The sequence below is a fragment of the Inquilinus limosus DSM 16000 genome (genome assembly GCF_000423185.1).
Classification (GTDB): domain Bacteria; phylum Pseudomonadota; class Alphaproteobacteria; order DSM-16000; family Inquilinaceae; genus Inquilinus; species Inquilinus limosus.
Genome location: NZ_KE383989.1, coordinates 19,412 through 42,465, shown reverse-complemented (window position 1 = coordinate 42,465; position 23,054 = coordinate 19,412). Strand labels below are relative to the sequence as shown.

Genomic DNA, 23,054 nt, shown 5'->3' with positions numbered 1-23,054 from the left:
CCCGATCGATCTTTTCTCTCCGCGCCGGCCGGGTGGGCGCGCCCCGGCCGGACGATCCCGCATTCATAGCAAGAGGATCGGGCCTCGGCCACGGATTGATCGGCCGGACCCGGGCTACCGATGCAGCGCGCGCTCGAGCTCGCCCTTCGACATCTTCGACCGGCCCGGGATGTTCCGGCGCTTCGCCTCGGCATAGAGCTCGCCGCGGCTCTTGCCGGCGCCGTCGGCGCTCTTGCGGGCGGTCTGGCGGCGCATCGTCCGGTCCTGCGCCGCCTTGCCCTCGGTCTCCGCCTCCGCGGTCTCGCCACGGCGCTCCTTCGCCTTGGTCCGGCTCAGATTCTGTCGGTTCTTCTTCGGGCTCTCCTGCCGGGTGGCGCCCGCCTCGTGCAGGGCGATCGCGACCGCCTGCTTCGGGTTCTTGACCTTGGGGCCAGTGCCGCGGATCCGGAGCTCGCCGTGCTTGAACTCGTGCATCACGCGCCCGACGGTTTCCTTCTGGGCCTTGGATTGCCGTGCCATGATGACCTCCTTCGCCTGTCAGGCGAACGGAGCGGGCGGGCCGGGGGTTCCGGCGGGGTGCCGGGCTCCTCGGAAACCTGCATTGCTGCTGCGACGCTGCGCGGTCTCGCCTTCTTTCGGCCGCTTTGGCATGCAGGGTGGGATGCCTCCCTGCCATCGCGGCGCCATCCGGCCGGACATGATCCTTCGCACATTCCTTCCCCGCCTTCTGATTCTCCTTGTCCTGTGCCTGGCGGCGCTGCCGGCCGGGGCGCAGCAGCAGCAGGAGGCGCCGAAGCCCGATTTCGCGACTCAGAGCGCCGGCTGGCAGAGCACGCTCAACCAGCTCGAGGTCCAGCTTTCGGCCCTGGGCCTGACCGAGGACAGCTACAACGCGCTGCGCGATCAGGCCGCGGCCATCGCCGACCAGGCCAGGGCCGCGGCCGAGGCCGCCCGCGCCGAGGCCGACCAGTCCAAGCAGATGGCCGACGCGCTCGGCCCGCCGCCGGCCGAGGGCGCGCCGCCCGAGGCACCGTCGGTCGCGGCGGACCGCAAGCGGCTGGCCGACCAGGCCGCCGAGGCCGACGGCCGGGCCAAGCAGGCGGATCTGGTCCGGGCCCGGGCCGAGATCCTGCTGAGCAGCGCCGCGGCGGCGCGGCTGGACCAGTTCCGGCGCAACCTGCTGTCGGTCTCTCCCGCCGCCTTCGACCCCGAGACCTGGGTCGAGATCCCGGACCAGGCCGGATATCTGCTCACGCGGCTGCTGCGGCCGTTCCAGGACCATGGCGGCGCCGGCTGGAACGGGGTGGGCGAGATGGCGCGCCGCATCCTGTTCGCCACGATCGGCCTCGGCATCGGCTGGCTGGTGCGGCGCTGGCTGCTGCGCCGGTTCGGCCGGCGCCCGGCCGAGACCGTGCCGTCCTTCGGCCGCCGGGTCGGGGCCGCCGCCGTCCACACCATCGCCCATGGCGTGCTGCCGGCGATGGTGACGCTGGCGGCGGCGGTGATCTGCGCCGGCTGGCTGGGCGACCGGCCGGCCAGCTATGTCGCCATGGTCACGCTGGGCGTCCTGGCCTGGGGCGTCGTCGCCTATTTCCTCGCCTCGGCCGCGACCGCGGCGGCGCTGGCCCCCGACGACCCGTCCTGGCGCCTGATCGAGCTGACCGACGCCTCGGCGCGGGCGCTGCACCGCGCCCTGCAGGCGGCGATCGTGATCTGGGCCGTCGCCGGCATGACCCTGGCGATCGCCGACGGGCGGATCCTGCTGCAGAGCGAACTGCGCGCCCTCCTGGTCGCCGCGGCGCTGACCGCCAGCGCGCTGGCGCTGCTGACGGCGCTGCCGGGATCGCTCTGGGGCCACCGTGCCGATGTCCAGGCCGTGCCGGAGGGCGAGGCCGCCGACGACCGGCCGGCATCGCGGCCGCCCGGGCGCTGGCCGCGGCTGCGCCTGCTGGCCGCCCTCCTGGCCGTGGTGGTGATGGTGGCGGGGCTGATCGGCTATCAGAAGCTGGCGCTCTACATCACCTATCTGCTGGCGGCCTCGATCGGCATCGGTGCGGCCTTCCTGATCCTGCGCCGCATGGTGCAGGAGGCGGTCGGCCGGTTCATGACGCAGCCGGTCGGGCCGACGGCCAAGATCCGCCATTCGCTGTTCCCGAACGACCGCGGTCTGTGGGCCTTCGAAACCGGTGCCAGCCTGTCGGCCGACATCGTCTTCGGCGTCGCCGCCTTCCTGGCCCTGGCCCCGGTGCTGGGGCTCAGCGCCGGCGACATCTCGGCGATCGGCGGCACGATCCTGAACGGCGCCACCGTCGGCGGCGTCCGCATCGCGCCGCTCGACATCCTCGGCGCCATCGTCGCCTTCACCCTCGGCATCACCGCCACCCGCTTCCTGCAGCGGCGGCTCGATTCGCGCTTCCTCGACAAGCTGCAGATCGACCGCGGCCTGAAGAACTCGATCCGCACCGGCATCGGCTATCTCGGCGTGCTGCTCGCGGCGCTGCTCGGCGTCGGCGTGCTCGGCCTCGACCTGTCGAACCTGGCCCTGATCGCCGGTGCGCTGTCGGTCGGTATCGGTTTCGGCCTGCAGAACATCGTCCAGAACTTCGTCGCCGGCCTGATCCTGCTGGTCGAGCGGCCGGTGAAGGTGGGCGACTGGGTGGTGATCGGCGGGGCCGAGGGCGTGGTCCGGCGGATCAGCGTCCGCGCCACCGAGATCCAGACCTTCCAGCGCTCCTCCGTGATCGTGCCGAACGGCACGCTGATCTCGTCCCAGGTCGTCAACTGGACCCACAAGGACAAGAACGGCCGGGTCGACATCCCGGTCTCGATCGCCGCCTCGGCCGACGCCGAGAAGGCGCGCGAGATCCTGCTCGAGATCGCCAAGGCCGACAGCCGGGTCAGCAGCTTCCCGGCGCCGGTCGTGGCCTTCAAGAGCTTCGGCACCGCGGCGCTCGACCTCGAGCTGCGCTGCCACATCTCCGACGTCGACAACTTCGCCGGCGTCGGCACCGATCTGCGCTTCGCCATCTGGAAGGCGTTCCGCGAGGGCGGCCTCGCCTTCCAGCCGGCGACCGACATCTCGCTGCCGCAGGCGGTGCAGGTGCTGGCGACGGCGGTGCGGGAGCGCGACGGCGCCCGCGGCAACGGCGCGGCCCATGGCGACGCGCCGGAGGAGGCGCGGGAGCCCTCGAATGCTGCATGACCTCGGCCGCGTCGTCGGCGCCATCGCCCGCGACCGGCTGGACGAGGCGGCGGTGTACCGGCGCGAGCGGCTCTACGCCCGGCCGCAGGCGCCGGCCGGGCCGCCGGGCGTGCTGGAATGCCCGATCTGCAGCACCCGGGCGCGACGCTTCCTGCGCTTCGGCCTGGAGGGGCGGCGCAACGCCATGTGCCCGGGCTGCGGCAGCGTCGAGCGGCACCGGTTCCTCTGGCTCTACCTGACCGCCCGGACCGACTTGCTGACCGGCCGGCACCGGGTGCTGCACGCTGCGCCCGAGCCGTGGCTGGAAGCGCGGCTTCGCGGGCTGCCCCATCTGCGCTACCGCTCGATCGATCGCTTCAGCCCCTTCGCCGACGTCCAGGCCGACCTGACGGCGCTGCCCTTCGCCGACGGCGCCTTCGACGTCGTGATCGCCAACCATGTGCTGGAGCACATCCCGGACGACAGGGCGGCGATCGCCGAGCTGGCGCGGGTGCTGCGCCCCGGCGGTCGGGCCATCCTGATGGTGCCCTTCGATCCGAAGGGCCCGACGCAGGAAGGCGCCGGCATCGCCGACCCGGTCGAGCGGATGCGCCGCTTCGGCCACCCCTACCATTACCGCATCAACGGCCGCGACTTCCCCGACCGGCTGGCGGCCGCCGGGCTGGCGCCGACAGTGGTCGACAGCCGGGTCCTGCTGCGGCCGCATCTGCGCCGCAGGTTTCGCGTCAACCGGAATCATCTGTTCGACTGCCGCAAGAGACAGGCGAGAGTCTTATTTGAAGGATTTGAAATAAATCCGATTTGAGGGTGCGGGCGCCTGCGAAACCTTTGCAATCTGGTAAGACGCCAAGCCTATTTCGAATTGAATCCTTGATTTCCGTTGATCGGCCGCCGGAGCCTCCGTATTGATGCGCAGGGGGCCGAAGCGAAACCCTGCATGAAATGCCGGGGGCGGGCGCCCTGGTTCGAACTCTGACCAGGATGGCGGCGGATGAAGAGTCTGACCTTGTGTGCGGCGGGAGCCGTTGCCCTGTTGCTGGCCACGCCTGTCATGGCCCAGCAGGCGAGGGGGATCTATCTCGGCGCGGGCGCCGGCGTGAACATCCGGCAGGATCAGCGGTGGAGCTTCACCGATCCGACCACCACCGACGGCCATGCCGACGTCTCCTTCGACACGGCACCGACCGGCAATATCTATGTCGGCTATGATTTCGGCGCGATCCGGGCCGATCTCGAAGGCAGCTTCCGTCAGAACGACATCGGCACCACCAAGCTGAGCTACGATTCCTTCCAGTTGAACCGGTTCGTTACGGTCCCCGGCGTCGACAACCAGAAGATCAACGTCAAGGGCCATGAGCGCACCATCGGCCTGATGGCCAATGTCTATTACGATTTCGAGTTCGGCTCGCCCTTCGTGCCCTATGTCGGCGGCGGCATCGGCGTCGGCTTCAACAATTGGAAGGTCAAGGCCAAGGATTTCAACATCGACTTCGAGTACGATTCGCCGCTCTTCGCCTACCAGGGCATCGCCGGCGTGTCCTACGCCATCACGCCGAAGCTGAACGCCAATCTGGAGTACCGCTATTTCGGCGAGACCGGGGCCGATTTCACCTCGGGCAACACCAAGATCAAGCTCGACTCCCCGGCCAACCACACCATCCTGGTCGGCATCAAATACATCTTCGACTTCGGCGCCGCCTCGGGCGAGCCGGCGCCGGAGGCGGCGGTCGACACGGGCCAGCGCAGCTATCTGGTGTTCTTCGACTTCGACAGCTCGCGCCTGACGCCGGAGGCGCGGTCGATCGTGGCGGCCGCCGCCACCGACGCGCGGCGGGGCGAATCGACCCGCATCGACGTCACCGGCCACACCGACCGCTCCGGCACCCCGGCCTACAACCAGGCGCTGTCGGTGCGGCGGGCGGAGGCGGTCCGCACCCAGCTCGTCGCGGACGGGGTCGACAACAACCTGATCGTGGTGCGCGGCCTCGGCGAGTCCGACCCGCTGGTGCCGACCGCCGACGGCGTGCGCGAGCCGCAGAACCGGCGGGTCGAGATCGTCATGAACTGAGGCGGACGGGGCGCAGGCCGGTCTCGCGAGGCCGGCCTACGCCGCCGCGATCAGCACCCAACCGCCCCACAGCACCAGGCCGGCGCCGGCGGCCCGGCCGAGCCAGGGGCCGGCGGGAATCGTCTTCTCCAGCAGCACGAACAGCGCGATGACGCCGATCCAGGCGAGATTCATCACGCCGCCGACGAACAGCAGCAGCATCAGCGCCCAGCAGCAGCCGAGGCAGTAGAGGCCGTGGCGCAGGCCGAGGCCGAACGGACCGGACCGGTGGTGCCGTGTGAGGAACTCGACCGGCGACCGGCAGCGGGTGAGGCAGCGGTTCTTCGGCCCGGTGAACTGGTAGACGCCCGCCACCACCAGGACGGCGCCGGCCAGCGCCGTGCTGGCGGTGGCCATCGACGGCAGCAGCAGGGCCAGACCGTCGAGGCGCCATTGCAGCAGGGTGGCGAGCAGGCTGAAGCCGGCCCAGACCGCGAGATAGCCCAGCGTGAACAGCGCCGTCGCCGCATGCGGCGGCGCTTGGCGGCGGTGGCGCTGCAGCGCGGCATAGGTCAGCACCATCGGCGCCGCGCCCGGCAGCATCATCGCCACCATCATCACCGTCCACATCGCGACCATCAGGGCGAAGGTGGCGGCCGTCCAAGGCATCGGCATGGGCATCGCCATCATCGCCGGGTCCATCGCCATGCCCGGCATCCCGATGCCGAGGTCGGTATAGGCCCAGGCGGCGAGGCAGACGCCGCCGAGGGCGAGCAGCGTCACCAGACGGTCGCGGCGCAGCACCGCCTCGATCACGGATGGGGCCGTGGTGGCCATCGGCGCCGGCTACGCCACGATCCCGCTGTTGCTGAGGTGAAGGCGGGCGAACTGGGCATAGGTGCGGGTGAGGTCCAGCTCGATGTCGCCGGTGGCCTTGGTGTTGCCGCTGCCGATCTCGGCCAGGCGGTATTCGAAGCCGTGCGGCAGGTCGATGCGGACGCGGTGCTCGGCGCCCGTCACCGGGTTGCGGATCGGCTCGGCGTTGATCTCGACCACGCCCGGCACGACGATGCGCCCGCGGCGGCGGTCGACGTCGATCTCGATCTCCATCGGCCTGAACAGGGTCTCGAGCCGGTTCGGCGACATGGCGGTGAACACCCACCACATCGTCGCCATGTCCTCGGTCTCCTGGCCGGTCATGATCCTGGACAGCGCGTCGCGCTGCGCGGCATCGGCGCGCTCGTCGATGATCAGCTGCATGGTGCCGTTGCCGTGATGCACCGGCCCGGGCCAGCGATACAGGCCGCCGGCCCGCAGCCCGTCGAGGCTGACATCGCCGAAATGTCCGGTCTCGATCACGAAGCCGGCGGCGGCGCGGCAATGACCATGCGTCGGCAGGTCGTTGAACTGGCACGGGCAGCCATAGGAGCAGTTGCAGTTGGCGAGCTCCGTCGCCTGCAATTCCCATTCCACCATGGTCTTGGCCTCCCCGATGAATTACCTGGAGCAGCCGCAACAATCGAACAAAGCATAAAAGGCTATTAAAATATTACGCTTCTCCGGCAATGGCGGCAATGCCGCCATCCGGAGGAGGACGCTAGCGTCCTTCGCGCCGCCAGGCGGCCATCAGCCCGCCGAGGCCGAGGAACAGGGCGAGCAGCGGCGGCAGCAGCGGCGTCTCGGTCATGCCGGTGACGGTGTAGTCGCCGTTGCCGCGCAGTCCGATCCAGCCGGCGCCCGCCGCGGCCCGGTCCGGCCGGGTACGGCGGATGTTCGGCACCCCGTCGGCGGCCAGCCAGGCGACGCCGCCGCCGCTGGCCTCGGTCACCGGGGCCAGCTTGTCGGTCACCGCCCGCATGTCGCTCAGCTCCGGCGGGTTCAGCGTGCCGACCACCGCCAGCGCGGTCCGGTCGCCGTCGCTGACGCGGTAGATGCCCGGCCCCTGGGCGTTGACCCGGCCGACATAGAGGCCGGGCGAGGCCTCGTTCAGCGTCACGCTCTGGGTCTTGCCGGCGGGGTCGGTCACGGTCACCGGCGGGTTGGCCTCGTCCAGGCTGCGGCGGCGGATCTCGATGCGCTGTCCGGCCGCCTCGGCCCGCAGCACGTTCTCCTCCAGCTCCGGCTCGCGCATCAGCCAATGCGCCAGGCGGCGCAGCAGCTCCGCCTGCGGGCCGCCGCCCTCGAAGCCGCGGCTCCACAGCCAGATCTGGTCCGACGCCATCTGTGCCACCCGGCCCTCGCCGACCCGGTTGAGGATCAGGAGCGGCCGGCCGCCGTCCCCGGTCATCACCACGTTGCCGCCATGCGGCACCACGTCGATCTGGCGGAACCAGCGGCCCCAGCTCGGCCCGCCGCCCGGGCCGCCGGTGGACCCGTCCAGCGTCGCCGTCACCGGATGGCGCTGGCCCAGCTCGGTCACCTGCGGGCGGAAGCCCTGCTCCAGCACCTCGCCGGTCGGCTCGGCCGGCAGGATGTTGCCGATCGGGGTGCGGTACAGGCTCAAGGGCTCGGCGAAGGCCTCGCCCGAGACCTCGAGGAAGGCGCCGCCCTCCTCGACGTAGCGGGCGATGTTGCCGAGATAGAGGTTCGGCAGCACCCCCATCCGCCGGTAGCGGTCGAAGATGATGAGGTCGAAGTCCTTGAGGTTGGTCTCGAACAGCTCGCGGATCGGGAAGGAGATCAGCGACAGCTCGTTGATCGGCGTCCCGTCCTGCTTCTCCGGCGGCCGCAGGATGGTGAAGTGCACCAGGTCGACCGAGGGGTCGGACTTCAGGATGTTGCGCCAGGTGCGCTCGCCCGGATGCGGTTCGCCCGAGACCAGCAGCACGCGCAGCCGGTCGCGCACGCCGTTGACGACGATGGCGGCGCGGTTGTTGGCCGGGCTCAGCTCGCCCGGCAGACCCTCGACCGCGAATTCGAAGACGGTCGGACCGCCATGGTCGAGCCGGAAGCTGACCTGGGTGTCGCGCCCGACCGGCAACTGCAGCGCCTCCGGCGCGCCGGCGTCCTTGGTCGCGGTCACGGTGGCGACGGCGCCGGGCTCGGCCTTCGGCAGGTCGTCGACCCTGAGCGTCACGGTCACGTCCTGGCCGACCAGGCCGAAGCTCGGCGCCTGGGCCACGACGATGCGGCGGTCGAACTCGTCCGGCCGCCCGGTCAGCAGGGTGTGCACCGGCCCGAAGGAGGTGCGGACGGCCGGGTCGGTCGGCACGTCGTGCACCTGGCCGTCGGTGACCAGGATGGCGCCGGCCAGGCGCCGCCGCGGCACATCCGCCGTGGCCGCGCCCAGCGCCTCGAACAGATGGGTCTCGTCGAGCGGCGCGTTGGCGTTCTCGCCGACGGTGACGAAGCGGGTCTCGAGGTCGGGGAAGGCGGCCAGCTTGCTGCGCAGATCGGCCAAAGCGGCGTCGATCCGGGCCGGGCGGTCCTCGATCTGGTCGGAGGGCGAACGGTCGACCACCACCACCGCGACGTCGCGGATCGGGTCGCGCTTCTCCTCCACCAGCGACGGGTTCAGGAGGGCGGCGGCCAGGGCGGCGAAGGCGAGGGCACGCCAGCCCAGGCCCGGGGCGCGGCGCCAGGCGCCGACCAGCAGGGCCAGCACCGCGAGGCCGAACAGCGGCCCGAGGACGGTCCAGGGCAGCAGCGGCGACAGGGCGACGGAGGTGGCATCCATGGCCTATTGCCCCAGCCGTTCCAGGATCGCCGGCACATGCACTTGGTCCGACTTGTAGTTGCCGGTCAGGGCGTACATCACCAGGTTGATGCCGAAGCGGTAGGCCATCTCGCGCTGGCGCTCGCCGCCCGGCACCACCGGCAGCATCGGCGCGCCGCCCGGGCCGGTGGCCCAGGCCCCGGCCCAGTCGTTGGCGCCGATGATGATGGTCGAGACGCCGTCATTGACCGTGGCGTCCGCGGTCTCCACCCACAGGTCGCTGCCGGTGTAGCGCCCCGGGAAGTCCTGCATCAGGTAGAAGGCGCGGGTCAGGATGTGGTCCGGCGGCACCGGCGTCAGCGGCGGGATGTCGAGACCCCGGGTCAGCTCGCGCAGCTTCTCGGCGCCCGGCCCGGCCAGGGCCCCGCCGCCGCCCATCCCCTGGTCGCGGGTATCGAAGAAGATGGTGCCGCCGGTGCGCAGGAAGGCGTTCAGCTTGCCGATCGCGGTATCGGACGGCGCCGCCTGCCCCGGCGTCACCGGCCAGTAGAGCAGGGGGAAGAAGGCCAGCTCGTCGTTCTCGATGTTGACGCCCACGGCGCCCTCGGCATTGACCGAGGTGCGGTCGCGCAGCACCTGGGCCAGCCCTTCGAGTCCGGCCTGGCTGACGGCGTCGACATCCTGCTGCCCGGTCTGGACATAGGCCAGGCGCACGTGGTTGGCCATGGCGATGACCCGCTGGTCGTCCTGGGCCCGCGCCGCGCCGGGCGCGACCAGCCCCGCGGCGACGACGCCGGCGGCCAGCAGCGCGGCCGTCGCGGCGCGCCGCGGCGGCGTCAGCAGGCCGCGCATGAACAGGGCGATCAGCCCGTCGAGGATCAGCAGCAGCATCGCCAGGGCGAAGATCCACGGCCGCAGGTCGATCTCCGCCGGCGCCTCGTAGCTCGACACCGCGACGCCGGGCGGCAGGTTGGCGACCGGCTCCAGGCTGGTCACGGCCGAGCCGAGATTGAGGGCGCGGCGGCTGTCCTCGGTGCCGTAGAAGCCGGGCGGGTGCTCCGGCCCCGGCACGGTGCTGGCGAAGGCGGGGCCGGCGATCGGCAGGGCCAGCGGCGGCGGCGGCACCAGCCGGCCGAGCCCGTCCAGCACCTGGACCGGCGGCAGGCTGGCCTGGCCGCTGTCGCCGCCGACGCCGCTGCCCAGAGCCACCACCCGGCGCAGCATGTCGACGAACAGGCCGGAGAAGGCGAGGCTGGACCAGCCCGGCCCGGCCGTGGTGTGGACCAGCACCAGCCAGCCGCGGCCGCGCTTCTCGGCGGTGACGATCGGCGTGCCGTCGGTCAGCCGGGCCCAGGTCTTGTCGGCCAGGTCGGGGGAGGGGTCGGCCAGCACCTGGCGCTGGATCCGGACGTCGGACGGGATGGTCAGCCCCTGGAACGGGCTCTTGGCGTCGAACGGCGCCAGCGGCATCGGCTCGGTCCAGGACATGGCGCCGGACAGGGTGCGGTCGCCGAAGCGCAGCGGCACCGGCACCAGCGGGTCCGGATTGGCCGCCAGGATCGGCCCGGCGAAGCGGATCAGGGCGCCGCCGCCCTCCATCCAGCGCTCCACCGCCTGGCGGTCGGCCTCGGAGGACAGGGTGCCGTCCGGCAGCAGCAGCGCGGCCAGCCGATCGGTCGGCTGGGTGCCGCCCAGGAGGTCGGCGACGCTGCCGCGGCGGATCTCGGCGAAGGGCTCCAGCGCCCGCTGCAGGTAGTAGCTCTCGGTCAGCAGCGGCTGGGCCCGGGCGGTGTCCTGCGGCGCGGCCAGGCCGACCGGCCGGCGGCGCCAACGTTCGTCGACCAGCACCGTGGCGCCGGCCGTGGTCTCGCCCTCGATCGACACCGCGGCGATGGCGTTGCGTGCGGTCGACGGCAGCTCGAACCGGGCCTCGGCCTGGCGCTGCCCTGCGGCGAAGCGGATCTCGCTGCGCGCCAGCGGACGGCCGTCCTCCGCCACCGCACGCAGCACCAGCGGCGCGTCGCCCGTGGCCACGGCGCGCCGGACCGGCACGGTCAGGGCGGTGTCGGCCACCTGCGGGGTGCCGACCAGATGCGCCAGGTCGAAGGCCTGCGGCAGCAGCACCTCCAGCCCGCCGAAGCGCTGCAGCCGGGCGGCGAAGTCGCGCACCCCGGCCGCGTCCTTCTCGGTGGTGATGCCGTCGCTGGCCCAGACGACATGGGCCGAGCCGGAGAGGCGCAGCGAGTCGAGCGCCTTCAGCGCCGCGGCCCGGTCGGTCGGCCAGGGGCTGGGCGCCAGATTGTCGATCATGCCGCGCGCCTCGCCCGGGCGCAGCAGCCGGCTCGCCGCCACCGGCTCGCCCGGGGCGGTCGGCGCGGTGGCCAGCAGCACCACGTCGCGGCCCGCCCGCTCCGCCTTGTCGACGGCGGTGCGCAGGGCCTCCTGGCGCTGCGGCCAGCCCTTGCCCGCGGCCCAGCCGTTGTCGACCACCAGCAGCACCGGCCCGCTGCCGGGCAGCGCCGCGCCGGGGTTCAGCACCGGATGCGCCAAGGCGACGATGATCAGCGCGGCCAGAAGCAGGCGCAGCACCATCAGCCACCAGGGCATCCGCTCCGGCGTCTCCTCCTGAGTCTGCAGGCCGAGGAGAAGGCGGATCGCCGGGAAGCTCAGCCGCCGCGGCGCCGGCGGCGTGACCCGCAGCAGCCAGTAGATCACCGGCAGCAGGATCAGCGCCGCCAGGATGGCGGGCGCCAGGAAGACGAGGCCGCCGAGCGTCACCATCTGGCCCTACCGGTGGCGGCGCCGGACATGACGCCCCACAGGCTCAGCAGGGCCGCCTCGGGCGAACGGTCGGTGCGGTGGACGGCGAAGCTCCAGCCGGCCCGGCGGGCGATCGCCGCCAGCCCGTCCTGGTGCTGGGCCAGGCGCTCGCGATAGGCGTCGCGGACCGACCGGACGCGCGGGATCAGCGCCGATTCGACCTCCTCGATGCCCTCGAAGCGGATGCGGCCCTCGAAGGGCAGCGTCGCCTCCGCGGGGTCGAGGATCTGCAGGATGTGGCCGCGCACGCCGCGCGCGGCATAGGCGGCGACGGATTCGCCGAATTCGTCGAGCGGGGCCAGGCAGTCGCCGAACAGCACCATGGCGGCGTGCCGCGGCACCCGCAGCTCCCACGGCACCGCCTTGCTGGAATCGTCGCCGGCGGCCCGGTCCAGGGACGCGGCCAGGCGCAGCAGGCTGGCGCGGCCGGTCGCCGGCGGGCTGTCGCCGCCGATCAGCGCCACCCGCTCCCCGGCCCGGTTCAAGAGCGAGGCCAGGGCCAGCAGCAGCACCTCGGCGCGCTCGCGCTTGGTCGGCAGCGACCGGTCGGAGCGGTAGTCCATCGACGGCGAGGCGTCGCGCCACAGCCAGGCGGTCTGCACCGCAGCCCATTCGGTCTCGCGCTGGAACAGCCCCTCGGACTTGCCCGACTGGCGCCAGTCGATCCGGCCGACCGGCTCGCCCGCCTGGTAGCGGCGGAACTGCCAGAAGCTCTCGCCGACGCCGACCCGGCGGCGGCCGTGCACGCCCTGGGCGACGGTGGAGGCGACGCGGTCGGCGGCGATCAGCAGCGGCGGCAGCGTCGCCGCCAGCGCATCGGCCGCCTTGCGGCGCGCAGCGCCGGTCAAAGGTGAGGAACCGGCCGCCACCTCGGCCTCAGCCCAGGCGTGCGACCAGCCGCTCGACCACGTCGGCGATGGTCGCGCCGTCGGCCCGGGCGGCGAAGGTCAGGGCCATGCGATGCTGCAGGATCGGGCGGGCCAGCGCGGCGACGTCGTCGATCGAGGGCGACGGCCGGCCGGTCAGGAGGGCGCGGGCGCGGCAGGCCAGCATCAGCGACTGGCTGGCGCGCGGGCCGGGGCCCCAGCCGACCATGCGCTGCACCTCGGGCAGGTCGGTCGAATCCGGGCGGGCGGCGCGGACCAGGGACAGGATCGCCTCCAGCACCGTCTCGCCGACCGGCAGGCGGCGGACCAGGCGCTGGACCCGCTGCAGGGAATCGGGGCTCATCACCGCCTCGATGTCGGCCTCGGCGACGCCGGTGGTGGCCAGCAGCATCCGCCGCTCCGACGCCAGGTCGGGATAGCCGACATCGACCTGCATCAGGAAGCGGTCCAGCTGCGCCTCGGGCAGGGGATAGGTGCCCTCCTGCTCCAGCGGGTTCTGGGTGGCCAGCACGTGGAACGGCTCGGGCAGCGGCAGGTAGCGGCCGGCGATCGACACCCGGTGCTCCTGCATCGCCTGCAGCAGCGCCGATTGGGTGCGCGGGCTGGCGCGGTTGATCTCGTCGGCCATCAGCAGCTGGCAGAACACCGGGCCGGGGATGAAGCGGAAGCTGCGGCGGCCGGTCTCGCTCTCCTCCAGCACCTCGGAGCCGAGGATGTCGGCCGGCATCAGGTCGGGCGTGCACTGCACCCGCCGCTCCTCGAGGCCCAGCACGGTGCCCAGCGTCTCGACCAGCCGGGTCTTGGCCAGGCCGGGCAGGCCGACCAAGAGGACATGGCCGCCGGCGAGGATGGTGACGAGGCTCTGGTCGATCACGTCTTGCTGGCCGAAGATGACCCGGCCGATCATGCTGCGGACGGCGGCCAGCCGTTCCACGGCCGCATCGATATCGCCGGGCGTGGCCGGGGTGTCGAGCTCGGTCGAGGTCGAAACGGTCGTTTGCATCGGCGCACCGCTCTGCCAGTGAACTGACGGATCTATTTCAAGAGTATGGCGGAATTGAGCGACGACGAGTCCAAGAAAACGCAACCGGCCCAGGCGCAGTCTGACGCAGGTGCGGCGCAGGCGGCCCTGGCGGCCGCCCGGCGCGGGCCCCCTTCCACGGAAATGGCTGCGGAGGACGAGGCCTACGACATCCGCATCGCCCGCGACGGCACCTGGTACCACAATGGCGGCCCGATCCGCCGCCTGGCCCTGGTCAAGCTGTTCGCCACCGTGCTGCGGCGCGACGAGGCCGGCGACTTCTGGCTGATCACGCCGGCGGAGCGGGGGCGGATCACGGTCGACGACGCGCCCTTCGTCGCCGTGGCGGTGGAGCGGACGGGGGCCGGCGAGGACCAGGTCCTGACCTTCCGCACCAATCTCGACCAGCTCTGCGAGGCCGGGCCGGAGCATCCGATCCGCGTCACCTTCGCGCCTGACACCGGCGAGCCGTCGCCCTATATCCGGGTGGTGAACGGGCTCGACGCGCTGCTGTCCCGCCCGGTCTTCTACGAGCTGGCCGAGATCGCCGTCAGCCATGACGGCCGGATGGGGGTATGGAGCCACCGGACATTCTTCCCGCTGGACCAGGCGTGACCGCCGGGTCCCCCTCGGCCGTGGCCGATCTGGAGCGGCTGCGGCGCTACCGGCCGCGCCTCTCGCGCGGCGACCACGACCTGAACCCGGACCTGACGCCGATGCCGGTGCTGCGGCCGGCGGCGGTGCTGGTGCCGATCGTCCGGCGGCCGGAGGGCGACGCCATCCTCCTGACCCTGCGCACGCCGCACCTGACCGCCCATGCCGGCCAGATCGCCTTCCCCGGCGGCGGGGTCGACGCGGACGACCCCGACCCGCTGGCCGCGGCGCTGCGCGAGACGGAGGAGGAGATCGGCCTGCCGCGCGCGAAGGTGGAGATCGTCGGCCGGCTCGACACCTATGCCAGCCGCACCGGCTTCGAGATCCAGCCCTTCGTCGGCCTCCTGACGCCGCCCCTGGAGACCGCGCCCGACCCGTTCGAGGTGGCGGAGATCTTCGAGGTGCCGCTGGCCTTCATCCTGGCGCCGAACAACCCGAAGCTGCACCGCATCACCGTGCAGGGGGTGGAGCGGCAATACTACGCCTTCCCCTATCGCGACCGCTATGTCTGGGGCGTGACCGCCGGCATCCTGCGCAACCTGCGCGACGTCTTGCTCGGGACCGCCGAATGACAAGTAGCCCCCATCTCTCACCCTCCCTGCGCCCTGCGTCGCCTTGCGGCGAGTCGGATGCGGGGGCGGGACGCGAAGAGCGTAGCGGCACTACGGTCGAGCGGCCCGCGCCCGCAGGCGGCCGCCGTAAGGCGACCCTCCGGGCCGTCGTCCCAGGCCGGCAGGGTGCGTCGAACGGCTTACCCGATGTGCCGCATCGCGCTGCGCCGCTCTCCTGCCCTGCCGGCCTGGGACGACGGCGCAGGGCACAGGGAGGGTGAGAGATGGGGGCTTTCCACCGCCTGTCGCCGCTGCCCGGCTGGGCCACCGATGCCGCCGCCCGGGCGGTGATCGACGCGCTGTCGATCCCGGGCTTCGACCCGCGCTTCGTCGGCGGCTGCGTGCGCAACGCGCTGCTCGGCCGCGACGCCGCGGATGTCGACATCGCCACGCCGCTGAAGCCGCAGGCGGTGATGGTGGCGCTGCGCAACGCCGGGCTCGGCGTCATTCCGACCGGGCTCGAGCACGGCACCGTCACCGCCCGCTCCGGCGGCAAGAGCTTCGAGGTCACGACGCTCAGGGTCGATGTCGAGACCGACGGCCGCCGCGCCGTCGTCGAGTTCACCGCCGACTGGCGGGCCGATGCGGCGCGGCGCGACTTCACCATGAACGCGCTGTCGGCCGATCCCGAGGGCGTGGTGCACGACTATTTCGGCGGGGTGGCGGACGCCCTGGCCGGCCGGGTCCGCTTCGTCGGCGACCCGGCGCAGCGCATCGCCGAGGACGCGCTGCGCATCCTGCGCTTCTTCCGCTTCCACGCCCATTACGGACGCGGCGAGCTGGATCCGACGGCGCTGGCCGCCTGCGCCGCCGCCGCCGGCAGCCTCGACCGGCTGTCGGGCGAGCGGGTGCGGACCGAGCTCTTGAAGCTGCTGGCCGCGCCGGACCCGGTGCCGGTGTGGCGGGCGATGGTCGAGGCCGGCATCGCCCGGCACGTGATCGGCGAGGATGGCGACATCGCCCGGCTGCAGGGGCTGGTGCAGGTGGCCCCGGCCTCCGACTCGCTGCTGCGCCTGGCGGCGCTGCTGCGCGGCGACGCGGCGGCGGTGGCGGCGCGGCTCCGGCTGTCGAATGACGAGCGCGACCGGCTGGTCGGGCTGCGGGAGAGCGTTCCGGACAAGGCGCCGGACGAGGTCGGGGTGCGGCTGCTGCTGTACCGGCACGGCCGCGCCGGCGGCCGCGACCGGCTGCGCCTGGCCTGGGCGGCGGCGCCGAAGCGCTGGAGCCTCAAGCGGGCCTTGGCGGCGCTGGAGAAGGAGCCGGTGCCGACCCTGCCGGTGCGCGGCCGCGACGTGGTCGCGCTCGGCCTCTCCGGCCCCGCGGTCGGCCGGGCGCTGGCCGAGGTCGAGCGCTGGTGGATCGACCAGGGCCTGCGCCCCGGCCGGGAGGAGAGCCTGGACCGGCTGAGGGCATTGGCGGAGGCTCAGGCCGGCTGACGACTGTCCATCGGTCTCGCAGCTGGATGTCGCTCTTTATGCTGTCATGCCCGGGCTTGACCCGGGCATCCAGAAATGTCGATGCCGCGCTGGGTGGCCCCTGGATCGCCGGGTCAAGCCCGGCGATGACAATGAAAATCGAGTGCTACTCTTCTTCAACGGAAGACCCCCGAGGTCGCCCCCCGGGCCGGGAAAAGCGAAGAAGGGAGGATCGGGATGAACGAGAAGACGGTCAGGGCTGACGGCGTGGAGATCGCGACCGAGGCCTTCGGCGACCCCGCGCACCCGCCGGTGCTGCTGATCATGGGCGCCATGGCTTCGATGCTGTGGTGGCCGGAGGATTTCTGCCGGCGCCTCGCGGCGCGGGGCCGCTATGTGATCCGCTACGACAACCGCGACACCGGCCTGTCGACCACCACCCCGCCGGGCGAGCCGGACTACGGCTTCGACGACATGGCCGACGACGCCATCCGCGTGCTCGACGGCTACGGGCTGGGCCGGGCCCATCTCGTCGGCATGTCGCTCGGCGGCATGATCGCGCAGATCGCGGCGCTGGCGCATCCGGGCCGGGTGGCCTCGCTGACCGCGATCAGCACCTCGCCGGTCGGCACCGACACCTCGCATCTGCCGCAGACCACCGCGGCCTATCTGGAGCACGCCGCGACCGGCGAATCGGTCGATTGGACCGACCGGTCGCAGGTGATCGACTTCGTGCTCCGGGATGTCCGCGCGATCGCCGGCACCGCGCATCCGCATGACCCGGCCGCGGCCCGCCGGCTGATCGAGCGCGACCACGACCGGGCGCGCAGCTTCGCCAGCGCCACCAACCACTTCATGCTGAAGGGCAGCGACCGATGGCGGGGGCGGCTGGGCGAGCTGCGGGCGCCGCTGCTGGTCATCCACGGCACGGCGGACCCGATCTTCCCGGTCGAGCACGGCGCCGCCTTCGCCACCGTCGTGCCGGGCGCGAGGCTGGTCCGCATCGAAGGCGGCGGGCACGAGCTGCATCCGGCCGACTGGGACGTCATCGTCGGCGCGATCACGGAGCACACCGCGGCCGCATCGTAGGAGGCCGGCCCATCACCCGGTGTCGTCGAAGTCGGGATCGATGCCGAGGGAGCGGCAGAGGCGGACCATGGCGATGGCGGAGCTCTCGGTGTCGAGCAGCTCGACCGCGTCGGGCTCCTGCAGCCGGACGGCGAGCCCGGCCTCGAGGCCGGGGATGCGGGCGGGGTCGGAGACCTGGGCGATGGCCCGGCCGACCATGGCGGCGACCAGCTTGCGGCGCCGGGCCCGTTCGGCCGCGATCGCGGCCGGGCTGCCGGACGGCCGGGCCGGGCGCGGCTCGGCGGGCCAGGCGGCGGACCAGCGGCGCCACTCCTCGGACAGGCCGAGGCCGCAGGCCAGCCCGGCCATCACCGCGCCGACCGGCCGGTCCTCGACCCGGACCTCCTGATCCTCGTAGAGGAGCTCGACCCGCTCCGCGAGCTCGGCCTGCAGGGCCCTGGCACGGCCTTTGTCTTCGACCTCGTCGCTGATCATGCAGTCGAGGACGTTCCAGACCTCGTTGCGGTGGCGGATGCGGCGGGGCTGGCGGCCGGCCTCCTGCGTGGCGGTGCGGGCCTTGTCCTCGGCGCAGAGATCCTTGGCGGCGCGGGCGCGCTGGGCCAGGGTCTGGCGCACCAGATGGGCGTAGCGGGCGAAGTCCAGGCCGGGATCCTGTCCGGCCGACGCCGGCGCTTCCGCCGGGGCCGGCGCTTCCGCAGCCGCCTGAGCCGCGGCCTGGGCGGCGAGGGCGCGGGCGCCGGCGCCTTCGGCCAGCCGCATGCCGATCTCGGCGAGACGCGAGAGCATCTCGACCTGCTGCAGCGCGAGGCCGCGGCAGTACGCCTGGATGTCGAGATCGGGCGGCACTTCCTGCATGGAACATATCATGAACGAGGCGCCTGGAGTTAAGCAATGAACATTGCGTTAACCCGACGGGCCGGGCCGGCGCGGCGGCGGCAGGCTGGATCGCCACGGCGCTGTGCGCCTCGCGATGACGGTGAGGGGCCGGGCACGAACAGGCGCAGGCTACCGCATCACCTGTCTCGCAAGGCCCGGCCCCCTGGAGCTCCACAGCCGGCCATAACCGGGCAGGCACTCTTCGTCGGCGCGGCTCGCGCGATCCGCCTTCGGGGGCGACCTCTACCTCTCTCGGGCAATAGTTCCCACCGACTAACTCAGATTACAGTGCTGCTGCGGTGGGGAGCGACCCAGGGGATGTCGGCCAAGCTATTGGAGATCCAGCGACCAGCCCGCAGCACGGGGATGGGCTGGGGCTGCTCTCGAGAAGGGCAGCCCCAGACGGTCGATCCATCTCCAGCCCGGCGCAGGGGTTTTCGCGTGGCGCTTTCGGATGATCAGGCTGGAGAGGTGCCATTCCCGAATCGAGCCAACCGGACACATCGACGCAGGTGACGAGATGTAAAAAAGACGGGAGGCATTGCCATGGAATTGAGTGACGGAGAAAGGCTGATATTGGCGATGCTCTGCGAGGTATATGCGAAGCTAAATATATCTGGAAAAATAGATCCGAATATTGTTGGGGCATCATTGAATGATGGTGAGTACTGGCGATTGGTGCGGCAATATCCTGATCTCTTCCGGGGGTATGAAGATCAAAAAGAACGTGTCGAGGAGCTTGTTCAGATTCTGGATATGTGGTGTCTCATTGAGGCCTCGTATGAGGGACTGTCAGAGGAGGACAAGGCCAGCATCAGGGCGAAAGCGCCGCATCTTGTCAGGGACATCAAGTTTTTCGGCTTTGATTCGAATAGGGAATCAGAGCACCTGAGCACCTGTCGTCAATTGATAAAGGATATAGGCCGGTTTGCTCGCTTCAAGGAACGTGATCTTGATGCGCGCAGGCCTACAACCGAAATCTATCGGCGGATGTACTCCGCCTTCGAACCGCTGCGGGGCTCTTTGTACGGCTGCAACCTCAGTGCCCCTCAGATCATCGAGATATTGACTGCCTGACAGACCGCCAGGATCAGCTTCAGCAGCCGCGTGTCCTTGCCGAATCCCTCGGTAGCCCTGGTTGCGACTCCGTTCCTCCGAGCCGCCCTTAGCCATCGAGTCGCGTCTCGAGAGGCGAGTGCGCCTCTTATACCGACGCCCCCATGATCGGACTCTCCTGCGAAAGAACCGTCATTGCGAGGAGGCGAAGCCGACGAAGCAATCCATCCCTCCGCTCTTGAGGCCCTGGATTGCTTCGCTGCGCTCGCAATGACGATCCCTTCATAGGCTCACCGGTATTGGGTAGCGCCCCATATTCTTTCGTACAAGGCTTCAGCTTTGCAGTTATGTGTAAAATAAGAGAGGATCGAAATAATTGTCCGATCTAAATAAATAGATATGTCCGGAGTTTATGGGATGACTCAAGTTTCGGCTGTTGTGCCCGACGATTTAGATCTTGGTGGGAAAACTGTCCGGGCGGCGGGCCGCAATGTCTTCGCGAAGAGTTTTGGGCTGCATGGGAAGCAGGACAGGGCGGAGGTGTCGGTTCCGCTGGCTGCGACGGATCAGTTGTATTACCGGACGGAGGACGACTTCGTCCGGACAAGCGATGACCTGCGGGCTCTGTATGCGCCTGGCGACGAGCTGGACGAAACCGCCGTCTATTCGTATCTCCAGTTCGGCGCAGTTGTTCCTCCTCTCAGCCCCTGGAAGGCCATCCGCAGATTCATTCCGGGGACGACCACAACCGTTTCCATCTCCGGTGCGCTGACGATCCGCGAGCAATCCGCCCTGAAGCCATCGCCCAGGGTCTCACCGTCCCCCAACATCGACCAGCAGGTCTCGACAGTCATATCGGCGCTCGATCGCGTCCTGCTCGAGAACTGCGCGGGGCGTCCGGTCACGATCCTGTTCAGCGGCGGGGTCGACTCGGGGCTCCTCGCAGCCAGAGCATCCGCCGTCGGGCTGAAGGACGTCACGCTCGTCAACTACAGTTTCGGTCCGAATGACCCGGAGTCGATGCTCGCCGAACAAATGGCCCGGCATCTGGGGCTGAGATTCGTGCGGGTAGAAGAGGCTCCTGACGGCTCCGACGTCGCGGATGTGCTGCAGCATGCCGGTCTCTACTATCGAACCCTCTTCTCCGATCCCTCGGCAGTTCCGACGTGCACATTGGTCCGTGCCGTCATTTCGCAGTGTGCTGCCGGTGGTGTCGTTCTCGACGGGATCGGAGCAGACGGTGACTTCGGGCTCTTCGGCAAGGTCGCGCAGTGGCAGCGTCTCCATTCGGTCCCAGCTTGGGGTCGGAAGCTCGGTGCCAGGGCGTATCAGGAAATTCGGGCGTGGAGACATGACAGCAAGCTTGAGTATTGGCTGAGGCTCCTTCGCCGAACCAGCCAATGGCAGTACCCGTTTGCCACTTTTGCCCAGAATGCACTGCTTGGTATTGCCTATCATCCATCAAAGGAAAGCATTCATGCCATTGAGCGGCATCTGGCCCAGTGGCTGTCCTATATGTCTTCACCTGATCCCTGGCCACAACTGCTGGCCTTCGACCTCGCGCAGCTCTGTGCCTCGGTTGCCGCGCAAAAAGCACGATCGCTGTTCAACGGAACGTCATTGGATATCGTCTACCCCTTCCTTCTGCCAGAGATGATCCATGTCGCGCTCGCCTCAGCCGATTGGGTCGGATGCGAGAAGGAACCGAAATGGGTCTTGAAGGCGGCGCTGGCGCAGCACGTCCCGGCCACGATGGTGTATCGGGCCAAGAGCGCGTTCATGCCTTCGATGCCTGCCAAATTCGGGCACAAGGCCTTCCTGACGGCGTTCGACAAATTGCTGGAGCCTCAGTCCCCCATGAGTCGCTTTCTTGACCGAAACTTCCTTCTCGACATTCGGCCGAAGCTGGCGAGGAGACAGGGGTTATCTCCACAAACCGAAAGATTCGTGTGGGGCGCCGTGTTCGGCAACGAGTGGATCGAGCAGGCCACCATCGGCAGGCCCTGAACTTCCCCTCGCCGCCCTCTCCGACCATCGGCGACCTGCCGAAGCATGTGCCCGTCGTGCCAAGTCGCGCGCCCGGCTATAGAAATGACAGGGCCAATGGTTCGCCGTCATGCGGGCGAGCGCTCCGGCAGGGCCCGACCGTATCCGAACGGCGATCGCAGATCTTCGCGATCGGGTCGGGGGGGCAAAAGAATTATTTCCTGATGCGAGGTAAAAGCGGGGCGAGCCGAAGCATAGGAACCAATCTCATCGTATGACGTTTCTGCCGATACATGCCTTATGGGCGGGGGAGCGATGTCGATCGATGGAGAGGCGAAATCGATCCTCATCGTGGAGGACGACTTCTTTGTTGCTGCGATGATGGCGAGCATCGTTCAGCAGGCCGGCTTCGACGTGATGGGCCCGACAGCCTCGGTATCGGAGGCGCTCGGGCTCATCGCCGGCGGACCGCCGGACCTCGCCCTCCTCGACCTCATGCTCGCCCATGGCGAGCGAAGCTATCCGGTGGCCGCCGAACTGGCGGCCCGGAAGATCCCCTTCGTCTTCGTCACGGGCGAGAGCGCGCAGGATCTCTCGCGGATCTATGCGGATGTGCCGGTCTGCCCGAAGCCGCCCGATCCGCGCAACATCATCGGCCAGATCAACTCGCTGCTCGGGATTTCGGACCGGGCCGCAGCCCCGACCGGCCACGGCTGACAATGGTGTCTCCCTTATCCGACCGCGTTCGCGAGGACCGAGCCGCGAGGGTGTGATCATGACGAAGGCTTATGCGTTCGGCGGAAACACGATGACGGTGCTGGTCCCGGGGGCGGAGACGGGCGGAGCCTTCGCCGTCCTGCACGTCGTCAAGCCGGCGGGCAGCTCGACGCCGCCTCACAGCCACGACCGGGAGACCGAGGTCTCCTATGTGCTGTCGGGCGCCCTCGGCGTGGAGACGGAGGGGCGCAGCACGATTCTCGGCCCGGGCGAGCTCCGCGTGCTTCCGCCGAAACGCCCGCACCGGCTGTTCAATGACTCCGCTGCAGCCGCGCGGGAGTTCCTGCTGTGCGTGCCGGCCTGGTTCGACAGGTTCGTCGCGGCCGCGGGCTCGGAGGTTTCGCCCTATGCCGAACCGCGCGCGATGACGGATGCGGATCGGCAGCGTCTCGTGGAGGCCGCGCCGGCCTTCGGGGTCCGCCTGCTGCGTTCGGCCGAACCCGATCAGCCCGCCCCGCCGCCCGCCATCAGGGAACCGGAGCGGTGGGATGCGCTCGGGGCCCGGGTCGAGGTGCTCGCCCGGCTGGGAGGCGGCGACGACGATCTGGTGCTGCTTCGTGAGTCCGTGGCGCCGGGGTGGACCGTGCCGCTTCACGGCCATGCCGATCCGGAGTGCGTCTTCATCATCAGCGGCACGCTCGACCTCTATCGGGACGGCCCCGGCGGAGGCTGGCTGAGGCTGGATCCCGACGAGGCCGGATATGTGGCGCCGAATGTCCGGCACGCCATCCGGAACGCCGGCTCCGCTTCCGCGGATCTCCTGACGGTCACGACCGTCCGGATGAGCCGGTTTTTCGCAACCATCGGTTCCCCCGCGATCGGCGACACGCCGCGGCCGGCAAGCCCTGCCGAGATGGCGGCGTTTCCCGGGCATGTCGCCGACTATGGATACTGGCTCGGCTCGCGGGAGGAGAACGCCGCGATCGGCCTCGCCTGGAACGGGTGAGATGCTCCGGCG

Annotated in this window: 19 protein-coding genes; 11 read left to right on the top strand and 8 right to left on the bottom strand. The window is 70.4% G+C overall.

Features of this window, described 5'->3' with window-relative positions:
- Window positions 1-114 precede the first annotated feature (114 nt).
- Entirely contained in the window at window positions 115-519 is a 405-nt protein-coding gene (locus G537_RS0135225) for a DUF6496 domain-containing protein (protein WP_026874024.1), read from the bottom strand.
- Window positions 520-697: 178 nt separating this feature from the next.
- Here G537_RS0135225 and G537_RS0135220 point away from each other — a divergent pair, with 178 nt between their 5' ends.
- The 3 genes from G537_RS0135220 to G537_RS41685 all read left to right on the top strand — a co-directional run bounded on the left by G537_RS0135220 (window position 698) and on the right by G537_RS41685 (window position 5,270).
- Window positions 698-3,202, top strand: a complete 2,505-nt coding sequence (locus tag G537_RS0135220) for a mechanosensitive ion channel domain-containing protein (protein WP_026874023.1) — start codon at window positions 698-700, stop codon at window positions 3,200-3,202.
- Window positions 3,192-4,007, top strand: a complete 816-nt coding sequence (locus tag G537_RS41690; protein WP_051249521.1) for a class I SAM-dependent methyltransferase — start codon at window positions 3,192-3,194, stop codon at window positions 4,005-4,007. The genes G537_RS0135220 and G537_RS41690 overlap by 11 nt, the downstream gene beginning before the upstream one ends.
- A 228-nt stretch (window positions 4,008-4,235) precedes the next feature.
- Window positions 4,236-5,270: an OmpA family protein gene (locus G537_RS41685; protein WP_162146195.1), complete on the top strand. Its 1,035-nt coding sequence runs from the start codon at window positions 4,236-4,238 to the stop codon at window positions 5,268-5,270.
- Between the two features lie 36 nt (window positions 5,271-5,306).
- On the opposite strand, the gene G537_RS0135205 is transcribed toward G537_RS41685, so the two are convergent.
- The 6 genes from G537_RS0135205 to G537_RS0135180 form a co-directional block, all read right to left on the bottom strand.
- Entirely contained in the window at window positions 5,307-6,086 is a 780-nt protein-coding gene (locus G537_RS0135205) for a DUF2182 domain-containing protein (RefSeq protein WP_026874022.1), read from the bottom strand.
- A 9-nt stretch (window positions 6,087-6,095) separates the two neighbouring features.
- Window positions 6,096-6,725, bottom strand: a complete 630-nt coding sequence (locus G537_RS0135200; protein WP_026874021.1) for a DUF1326 domain-containing protein — start codon at window positions 6,723-6,725, stop codon at window positions 6,096-6,098.
- A gap of 121 nt (window positions 6,726-6,846) precedes the next feature.
- A complete protein-coding gene (locus G537_RS0135195; RefSeq protein WP_026874020.1) occupies window positions 6,847-8,925 on the bottom strand; it encodes a membrane protein in 2,079 nt (692 codons plus the stop codon).
- Between the two features lie 3 nt (window positions 8,926-8,928).
- Entirely contained in the window at window positions 8,929-11,685 is a 2,757-nt protein-coding gene (locus tag G537_RS0135190; RefSeq protein ID WP_026874019.1) for a DUF4159 domain-containing protein, read from the bottom strand.
- Entirely contained in the window at window positions 11,679-12,593 is a 915-nt protein-coding gene (locus tag G537_RS0135185) for a DUF58 domain-containing protein (RefSeq protein WP_051249519.1), read from the bottom strand. Before G537_RS0135185 ends, G537_RS0135190 begins: the two co-directional genes overlap by 7 nt.
- A 7-nt stretch (window positions 12,594-12,600) precedes the next feature.
- On the bottom strand, window positions 12,601-13,614 hold the full coding sequence (locus tag G537_RS0135180; protein ID WP_026874017.1) for an AAA family ATPase: 1,014 nt from the start codon (window positions 13,612-13,614) through the stop codon (window positions 12,601-12,603).
- Between the two features lie 162 nt (window positions 13,615-13,776).
- Between G537_RS0135180 and G537_RS41680 the strand changes: the two genes are divergently transcribed.
- The 4 genes from G537_RS41680 (at window position 13,777) to G537_RS0135160 (ending at window position 17,401) form a co-directional block, all read left to right on the top strand.
- Complete coding sequence (locus tag G537_RS41680; protein ID WP_034854105.1) at window positions 13,777-14,247, top strand: DUF1285 domain-containing protein; 471 nt, start codon at window positions 13,777-13,779, stop codon at window positions 14,245-14,247.
- Complete coding sequence (locus tag G537_RS41675) at window positions 14,244-14,858, top strand: CoA pyrophosphatase (protein ID WP_245579222.1); 615 nt, start codon at window positions 14,244-14,246, stop codon at window positions 14,856-14,858. Before G537_RS41680 ends, G537_RS41675 begins: the two co-directional genes overlap by 4 nt.
- Window positions 14,859-15,121: 263 nt before the next feature.
- Window positions 15,122-16,333 (top strand): CCA tRNA nucleotidyltransferase, encoded by a 1,212-nt coding sequence (locus tag G537_RS0135165; RefSeq protein ID WP_034854102.1) that lies wholly within the window; start codon window positions 15,122-15,124, stop codon window positions 16,331-16,333.
- A gap of 216 nt (window positions 16,334-16,549) precedes the next feature.
- Window positions 16,550-17,401 (top strand): alpha/beta fold hydrolase, encoded by an 852-nt coding sequence (locus tag G537_RS0135160; RefSeq protein ID WP_026874015.1) that lies wholly within the window; start codon window positions 16,550-16,552, stop codon window positions 17,399-17,401.
- A 12-nt stretch (window positions 17,402-17,413) separates the two neighbouring features.
- On the opposite strand, the gene G537_RS0135155 is transcribed toward G537_RS0135160, so the two are convergent.
- Complete coding sequence (locus G537_RS0135155) at window positions 17,414-18,256, bottom strand: hypothetical protein (RefSeq protein WP_026874014.1); 843 nt, start codon at window positions 18,254-18,256, stop codon at window positions 17,414-17,416.
- A gap of 567 nt (window positions 18,257-18,823) precedes the next feature.
- Between G537_RS0135155 and G537_RS43345 the strand changes: the two genes are divergently transcribed.
- The 4 genes from G537_RS43345 to G537_RS0135135 all read left to right on the top strand — a co-directional run bounded on the left by G537_RS43345 (window position 18,824) and on the right by G537_RS0135135 (window position 23,042).
- Window positions 18,824-19,354 carry a YfbU family protein gene (locus G537_RS43345; protein ID WP_081689259.1) on the top strand — a complete coding sequence of 177 codons (531 nt, stop codon included), beginning with the start codon at window positions 18,824-18,826 and terminating at the stop codon, window positions 19,352-19,354.
- 396 nt (window positions 19,355-19,750) lie between these two features.
- On the top strand, window positions 19,751-21,340 hold the full coding sequence (locus G537_RS0135145) for an asparagine synthase-related protein (protein WP_162146194.1): 1,590 nt from the start codon (window positions 19,751-19,753) through the stop codon (window positions 21,338-21,340).
- A gap of 279 nt (window positions 21,341-21,619) precedes the next feature.
- Complete coding sequence (locus G537_RS41665) at window positions 21,620-22,036, top strand: response regulator (RefSeq protein WP_081689257.1); 417 nt, start codon at window positions 21,620-21,622, stop codon at window positions 22,034-22,036.
- Between the two features lie 58 nt (window positions 22,037-22,094).
- Window positions 22,095-23,042 carry a cupin domain-containing protein gene (locus G537_RS0135135; RefSeq protein WP_026874012.1) on the top strand — a complete coding sequence of 316 codons (948 nt, stop codon included), beginning with the start codon at window positions 22,095-22,097 and terminating at the stop codon, window positions 23,040-23,042.
- Window positions 23,043-23,054 lie beyond the last annotated feature (12 nt).